Origin of the sequence: uncultured Meiothermus sp. (genome assembly GCF_937863175.1) — a bacterium.
Lineage (GTDB): Bacteria > Deinococcota > Deinococci > Deinococcales > Thermaceae > Meiothermus.
On the sequence record NZ_CALMCQ010000138.1, the window covers coordinates 1 to 7,170 of the forward strand.

Consider the following 7,170-nt stretch of genomic DNA (forward strand, 5'->3'; position numbering starts at 1 on the left):
GGAGCACGCACAAAATTACCGAAGTGTCATTCTGAGGCCGCCAGGCCGAAGAATCTGATGCGCTTAAGTCCACCATATTCAGGCAGTACAGCGCATCAGACCCTTCACTTCGTTCAGGGTGACACCGGGATTATTTTCTGACTTCATATTGAACGCTTAGCACCTGGACTGGCACCATCGCAAAAGTGGAAATTGACGCCGGAGCACGCACAAAATTACCGAAGTGTCATTCTGAGGCCGCCAGGCCGAAGAATCCGATGCGCTTAAGTCCACCACATTCAGGCGGTACAGCGCATCAGACCCTTCCCTTCGTTCAGGGTGACAGGGACACCCTTTTCTGATTTCACCATACAGGCTTAGCACCTGACCAGGCCCCCTGGCAAAAGTGGAACTGGCCTCTCGTACACAGGCCAAATTGCCGAAGTGTCATTCTGAGGCCGCAGGGCCGAAGAATCTGGTAGGAAAGGAAAGAGCTTTCGGACGAGGAGAAGGGGTACAAGTGCAGGCGCAAGCTCGTGCAGGGGAAGCAGAGCGGGTTTGCCACACGAGGCTGCGGGCCAACAGCCGGTTGCAGCGGACGATTCGTTGCGCGGCCCGCCGCCGAACCGGAGCATTAGGGCGCGTAGTAGGTTACTCTGGAGAAGACCATGAAGTCAGCCAGAGCCATGCCGCTAAACGGACCCCACCAGGAACTCTTTGCCGACGGGAGTCTTTCTGGCGAGGGGCAGGTCAAAGATGGAAAGCGTCATGGGAAATGGATCTGGTACTACAAGAACGGCGGGCTAAAAGCGGTTGGGACATACACCCATGGCGAGCTGGATGGTTATTGGGAATGGTGGCGAGAGGACGGCAAACCCCTTCAAACGGGTTCCTTCCACTGCGGCCAGCAGGTCGGCCCCTGGAAGCGCTATTACGAGAACGGCCAGTTGTGGGACGAAGGCGTGTATGAGAGTGGCAGGAAAGTTGGCGAGTGGAGGGTCTACGACAAGAGCGGTGAGCTACAGCAAACCAGAGTGTTCAAGCCGAAGAAGTGAATGGGGGCCGATGCAGCAACGTCGAGCACACCGCACAGCTATGGGTTAGCGAGCGAGAAACAATGGACTTCGATACCTTGTGGAGGGTAGCCGACCATGCGCGAGGGGGGGGTAGACTGTCGGCTGCGGACGTGGCATTCGTTCGCGATGCGGTTCCGGTAGACCTCGAGACCTTCCCTCACCTGAACCTGCCGAAGGTCGTTCGCCACCCGGCTGGCTTCTCGATTTCCGGCGCGCCCGTCGGAACCTTTCTTCGAAGCGGGCTTTTGATCGCTGGCCAGAAGGCGCTTGGCAGCCGGTATGGCGGCTCGCGATTTTACGAGATGGTGGAAAGAGATCTGGCCTTCGGAATCATGCGGTCGCATTTCCACCATGGCTACCCGAAAGGAACCCACTGCTGTGTCCAGTGTACGCTGGCGGTGTACCCCGTTTTGCAGGCTGGCGCGATTCGGTACTTCAACTGCGCCGAGCTGGCCACGCAGGTGCTCCGTCTTATCGAAGAAGGCGGGTGGAGATTCTCCAGACCCGCTCATCCGAAACTGGTTCGCTGGGCCCTGGGCCCGGTGGCCGAGACGGGTCTGGCCCCTCGCCAGTAACCGGCTGCAGGCCTCAGTGCATGGCGCGTCCCGCTGCCAAAGCGGAATATTGCGCCGCACCCGAAGTGCCTTGACGAACGAACCCTCGAGGTTTAGTGTATTAGACAACTAGTGCACTAAGGAGGTGACTAGATTGTGGAATTTAGATGTAGAGGCAGGGCCGATTTATACGCAGATCGTGCGGGGGGTGGAGCGGATGCTGGCTAATGGGAAGATGAAACCAGGCGAGAAACTGCCTTCGGCACGGGAACTGGCGGCGGAATTGAAGGTGAACCCCAACACGGTGATTCACGCCTTTAGCCAGCTGGAAATGGCCCAGATGACCGAGACCAAGCGCGGCCTGGGCACATTTGTGCGGGAGGATGTAAATGTGGAGGGTATCCGGCTACGAATCTTGCAGGAGGCAGCTTTTCGCTTCTGGTCGGAGGTGCAGAGCCTGGGGCTGGGTCTGGAAGACGCCCAACAGGCCCTCAAAAAAGCCAGCCCGAATGGCCAGAGGGAGGAGCCGTGATGCTGGCGAAACTCTTTAGCGTGACCAAGCGCTATGGCAAGACCGATGGGGTGCACGACCTGAGCCTCGAGCTTCACCCAGGCCAGGCGGTCGGGCTGCTGGGCCTGAACGGCTCCGGCAAGACCACCACCCTCAAGCTTTTGGCCGGGATGTTGTTTCCCACCCAGGGCAGCGTGGAGGTGCTGGGCCAGCCTCCCAGGGCCAACCGGGGCCAGATTGCCTTTTTGTCCGATGCCGACAACCTGTATGCCTGGATGACCCCCACCGATGCCGAGCGCTTCATGGTGGGTCTGTACCCGGACTTCAACCTGCACCGCTACCGCGAGCTGCTGGCCTTTCTGGAGGTGCCAAAACAGGGCTACCGCTCGATGTCGCGGGGGCAGCGGGCGCGGCTGCGGCTGGCGATGGTGCTGGCCCGCGATGCCCGGCTCTTCCTGCTGGACGAGCCCCTTTCGGGCATTGATGTGATCTCGCGCGACCGCATCCTCAAGAGCCTGGTACTGGAGTGGCGCGACGAGGCCTGCCTGGTGCTCTCGACCCACGAGGTCAGCGAAGCAGAGGGGATTTTTGAACGGGTACTGCTGTTGAAGGAAGGCCGACTGGCCCTGGATGCCAGGGCCGAAGACCTCCGGGCCAGAGGGCAGAGTGTGAAGGATGCCTTTATTGAGGTACTGGCCTGATGGGGCAGGGGCTACCAGGAGGTACATCTTGATGAACGCATTTTCTACACTGTTGTGGCTCGAGTTTCGCAAGTTCAGCGTTTTTGGACTGGTGCTGTTACTGGGGGTGGTGGCCTGGTTCCTGGTGGCCCGGCAGATTTTCGAGTGGAATGGAAACAACCTCGAGTCCGCCGCCGCCGTTTTTGCTATCACAGCGGTAAGCGCGGCGGGCCTGAGCCTGGCCTTCCTGTTTGCCCTGGGCCTGGACTTTGGGCGTGAACACCGCGCTGGGCGCTGGGGGTTGCTGCTGGGCTCGCCCCCGCCAGGCTGGCTACACCTGGCGGTCAAGACTGTCTTCGGCATGGCAGCGCTGACCCTCTTCAATGGTGGGATGTGGCTGGTGCAGGCTTTCTGGCTCGGCCAGGCCGGGATCGGTCTGCCCCTGGGCCTCGGGGCTGGTGTGTGGCTCTACCTGCTGGGCGGCCTGGGGCTGGTGGTTCCAGCGCTTTTCCTGGGACTCCTGGTAGCGGCCTACATCCCCGGCAAGGCCACCACCCTGGCCTTCATCATCGGCGCGGTGGGGCTGGGGCAGGTACTGGAGTGGAGCGTTCGGCTGTTTGGCGGGCAGTTCTACAAACTGCTGCCCGCCTGGAAACTGCCTGCACCCAGCGTGGAGCAGAACCCCGAGGTGCGGATGCAGTGGGATAGCTTTCCGGGTCTGCCGACCGAGGCTTTCGTGATTCAGCTGATGCTGACCGCGCTATTCTTCTTCGCCGCCAGCCGGTTGTGGCAGGAAGTGGAGGCCTGAGATGCCGAGTGCAGCTTTTGGAACCGTGGAAATAGTCGTGTTCGGGGTGGTGTTCGCCTGGCTGGCCTACGCGGGCTACCGCCTCTGGACGGGCACCTTCAGCCAGACCGCCCGGTGGCTGGGCGTGGGCTTCGCTGCGCTGGCGGCCCTTGGGCTGGCCCAGGATCTGTTCGACCTCAACCGCCAGTCGGTGAAGGCCGGGGTGGTCTCGGCAGACACCGGGGTGGTGCGGGGGGTGGTGGAGGTGAGCGGCGGCGGACTGTGCATCGAGTGCAACCGCAGTCTGGACGGCGGTAAGTACCGTCTGCGCGGCAACTGGGCAGCCGGTGAGTACACCCTGCTGCCGCAGGGAACCCAGCCCTTCGCACTCAGCTTCCGAACGGGAACGGCCCGTCTGGATGGGGCCGAACTCGGCAGCGGCTGTGTGTCCGGCCAGATTTCGAGCGAGAGCAGGCTGGAACTCAACGGGGTTGGCAGTCTGGTGCTGGAAATTGGCCCTGGGACGGCGTGCCCAAATTGAGATGAAATCGAAACCCGCAGGCCAGGAGGAGTGGGGTGTCGTGGCTACTTTGCAGCAGAACCTCCGGGGATGCATACCGGCAACCACCGAACGCACCCCTGCTTTCTCGAGTACTTTCGATGGGTTTGGCATACCGCCTGACGACTCAATTCATGGGTTTCCATCTAAAAACGCTTGTCAGAGCTTGCCACGGACTGTTCGCGCCTCGCTTTTGCAGGCCATGGCATGCCTCACATTACATCTGACTCTATGGTTTCAGACTGAGCTAGGGCAGACTGGAAAGAGGTGAGGGAATATGTTTGACATTTTGCTTCAACCCCTGAACTTTTTCAAAACACTCGCAGAGCGCAAACCCAACCTGGTAGCCCCATTTTTCATTGTGCTGGCGGGAACCGTAGCGGCCTCGCTGGGTCAGGTTTTGTTGATCCGGCTGCTGCCCAGCTTTGTGCCAGGGGGGGTGCCGGTGCAACTGGTGTTTGCGCTGGTGGGGGGGGTGATTTTTGGCATCGTCTTGTGGGGTCTGGGGGGTCTGATCATCCGTCTGCTGGCGGGGCCAGACAGCCGGGCCTGGGAGGTTTTTGGCTGGGCCAGTGTACCGAACCTGCTGGTAGGCCTGGTACTGATCCCTTTCGGGGCCTTGTTTCCGGTGGTGGGCGATCTACCCCCCATGCCCCCGGTTACCGACCCGGATGCAATGACGGCCTGGCAGCGCGACTACCAGCAGCTGGTTGGGGGCGCGGTAGAAATTCTGGTTTTGCAGGGTCTGGGGATTCTGGGCACGCTGTGGTCGCTCTGGATTATCTGGTCGGGCCTGAAGGTCTTCTCGCCCAGCCGGGCCATGGTTGCAACGCTGGCGGTGGCGGCGGTTTCGCTGGCCTTTACCGTGTGGGGCATTCTGGCCCAGCGTTGAATGGAGTGACCATGCAGCAGTGGATGGTGGTTCTGGCTATGCTAAGTGTGCCCGTCTGGGCCTTTGGGCCGCGGGAGGCGCTGGCCTTTCGAAGCCCGGAACTGGGGCCAGCACAAGCAGCTCTCGAGGCAGCACGGCAGCGGGCCGATGCAGTGAACTGGGGTCTTTCCAGCAACCTCTCGGCAGGTCGCACCGACGGCAACAACCACTACTCGGTGGGGGTGGGTTGGCAGTTGAACTTCACCAGTCGCCTGGAGGCTGCCCTGGCTATCGCTCGAGCCGAGCGGCAGGTACGGCAGGTGCGGCGCGAAGGGCAGAAAAATGCCCTTTTGGCCCATGCCGGCCTGTGGTTGGCCCAGAGCCGACTGAGCGCCAGCACCAGGCGGCTGGAGTCGAGCCAGGCCCGGCTGGTCGCCACCCAGCAACGGGTAGCACTTGGTGCGGTATCGGCTATCCAGCGCGAGGAAGTAGCGCTGGCCGTGCGACAGGCCGAACTGGCCCAGCGACAAGCCCAGGCTAGTGTGTACCGTGCCAGGGCTGAGGCTGCGCGCTATGGACTGTCCGGTGATGCACAGGCTCAGACGCTCCGATTCGTACAGCCAGAAGGGGTGGCGGAACGCAGCCCAGCCTATCAAGAAGCGCTTGCGGCGCAGCAGCTTGCACAGGCCAGGGTAGAGGAAGCGGGCCGAACCTTGTTGCCAGAAGTTAATGTGGGCGCGGGCTACATCGGTACCGGCGCGCAGATTCAGACTGGAGCCTCCTGGACAGGCCGGGGGCCGGGAGCCAGTTTCTCGCTGGGGAGCATCCCGAGCGAGGTGAGTGCACTGCCGGTCAATCCAGTGACGGGACTGCGCCCTGGGCAGAACGAGTGGAAACTTAGCCTGGGTGCGCGGTTGCTTTTTCCCCTCGAGGCCCTGCCGGGACTGCGCCAGCTCGAGGCCGATCGTGACCTGGCGGCGGTTCGTTTGCAGCGCACCCTGGACGACCTGTCGCTGCGGCTGGTTGGAGCGCGGGCTGAAATAGCAGATGCCCTGGAAGGGCTCTCGCTGGCCCAGGCGCGCCTGGAACTAGCGGGTCGCCAGCAGGCTTTGGTACAGGCCAGGGTACAGGCCGGGAGCGCCAGCCCGATTGAAGCACTGGAGGCACAGGCCGGTGTGAGCGAGGCCGAGGCAGGGGTAGCCCAGGCCTGGCAGGGCTATGTGGCGGCCAGTGCTACGTACCTGGATTTGACCGATGGGGAATGGAGTGTGCAGTGATGCCCAGTGCAGAACATCGAAGTGCTTTCACAGGTTCTTTGTTGCGGACTCGAGCCTGGCCTACGGTTGGGTATTGCGCCGGGATCCACCTTGCTGGCCTGACCAGCTCAGCGCGGCGCAGCTTAGAGTGGTTCTCGGAGAAAACGCAGCCGTTTCCGAAAGTCAAAATACTGTACAGGACTCGTTTTGTGCCGCTAGGATTAGCGGCCAACACAGAGCAAGCCGCGATAATGCCAGAAGCTCGGCGCGTGTGGTATGCCTTGCTGCTGACCATCGGTTTTGCGCTGGTCTCTTTGGGTACGGCCCAGCCGGTGAAGGTGTTTTTACAGGAGGCCCATACCAAAGACACCGCCTACCTGGATGCGGAACGTTCGCTGGCCGCTGCCCAGGACGAACTGCGCAAGGCCCAGGGCGACCCCGAAATTGCGCCTTTGCTGCTTACCAGGGCGCAAGAGAGCCTGGTGGTGGCGCAAGCCAGGTTAGGCCAGAGCCGCCAGGAAGCCCTGGCACGGGCGCTGGAAGCCTACAGCGCGGTTTTACTGTCCCAGACCGACCTCGCCCTGGCCCAGCAACGCAAAGAACTCACCGCCCTGCAACTGCAAGCTGCCAGCCTGCGCTTCCAGGCAGGCGCCATCTCGGCTGCGGAACTGGCCCGGATGCGCGATCAGGATGCCCAGGCTGCCTCGGCAGTACGTACTGCCCAGCGGGCGCTGGATCAAGCCAGGGCCCGGCTGCGGCCCTATGGCGAAGTGCGGGTGGAGAGCTTGCCCGAGCCTGGGACGGTGGATGTGGCCCGGTTTGGCATCCAGAATCATGTGCGCTTGCTCGAGGTGCAGCAGCAGGACTACATCCGCACCGCGCGCTCCAAGGGTTTGA

At 62.0% G+C, this 7,170-nt stretch carries 9 protein-coding genes; all 9 read left to right on the plus strand.

The annotated features are described in order from the left end of the window. Positions 1-647: 647 nt before the first annotated feature. On the plus strand, positions 648-1,034 hold the full coding sequence (locus tag Q0288_RS05515) for a hypothetical protein (RefSeq protein WP_299428378.1): 387 nt from the start codon (positions 648-650) through the stop codon (positions 1,032-1,034). A 131-nt stretch (positions 1,035-1,165) separates the two neighbouring features. Further along, positions 1,166-1,630: a hypothetical protein gene (locus Q0288_RS05520; protein ID WP_299428381.1), complete on the plus strand. Its 465-nt coding sequence runs from the start codon at positions 1,166-1,168 to the stop codon at positions 1,628-1,630. Positions 1,631-1,754: 124 nt separating this feature from the next. After that, entirely contained in the window at positions 1,755-2,141 is a 387-nt protein-coding gene (locus Q0288_RS05525) for a GntR family transcriptional regulator (protein WP_299428384.1), read from the plus strand. Then, entirely contained in the window at positions 2,141-2,821 is a 681-nt protein-coding gene (locus Q0288_RS05530) for an ABC transporter ATP-binding protein (RefSeq protein ID WP_299428387.1), read from the plus strand. The genes Q0288_RS05525 and Q0288_RS05530 overlap by 1 nt, the downstream gene beginning before the upstream one ends. Before the next feature lie 31 nt (positions 2,822-2,852). Beyond that, complete coding sequence (locus Q0288_RS05535; RefSeq protein WP_299428390.1) at positions 2,853-3,608, plus strand: hypothetical protein; 756 nt, start codon at positions 2,853-2,855, stop codon at positions 3,606-3,608. Position 3,609: 1 nt separating this feature from the next. Further along, positions 3,610-4,128: a hypothetical protein gene (locus tag Q0288_RS05540; protein ID WP_299428393.1), complete on the plus strand. Its 519-nt coding sequence runs from the start codon at positions 3,610-3,612 to the stop codon at positions 4,126-4,128. Positions 4,129-4,423: 295 nt separating this feature from the next. After that, positions 4,424-5,038, plus strand: coding sequence for a YIP1 family protein (locus tag Q0288_RS05545; protein WP_299428396.1), 615 nt, complete (start codon positions 4,424-4,426; stop codon positions 5,036-5,038). Between the two features lie 11 nt (positions 5,039-5,049). Continuing rightward, on the plus strand, positions 5,050-6,294 hold the full coding sequence (locus Q0288_RS05550; protein WP_299428399.1) for a TolC family protein: 1,245 nt from the start codon (positions 5,050-5,052) through the stop codon (positions 6,292-6,294). Between the two features lie 248 nt (positions 6,295-6,542). Next, a partial coding sequence (locus Q0288_RS05555) for a TolC family protein (protein ID WP_299428402.1) occupies positions 6,543-7,170 on the plus strand: 628 nt, incomplete at its 3' end.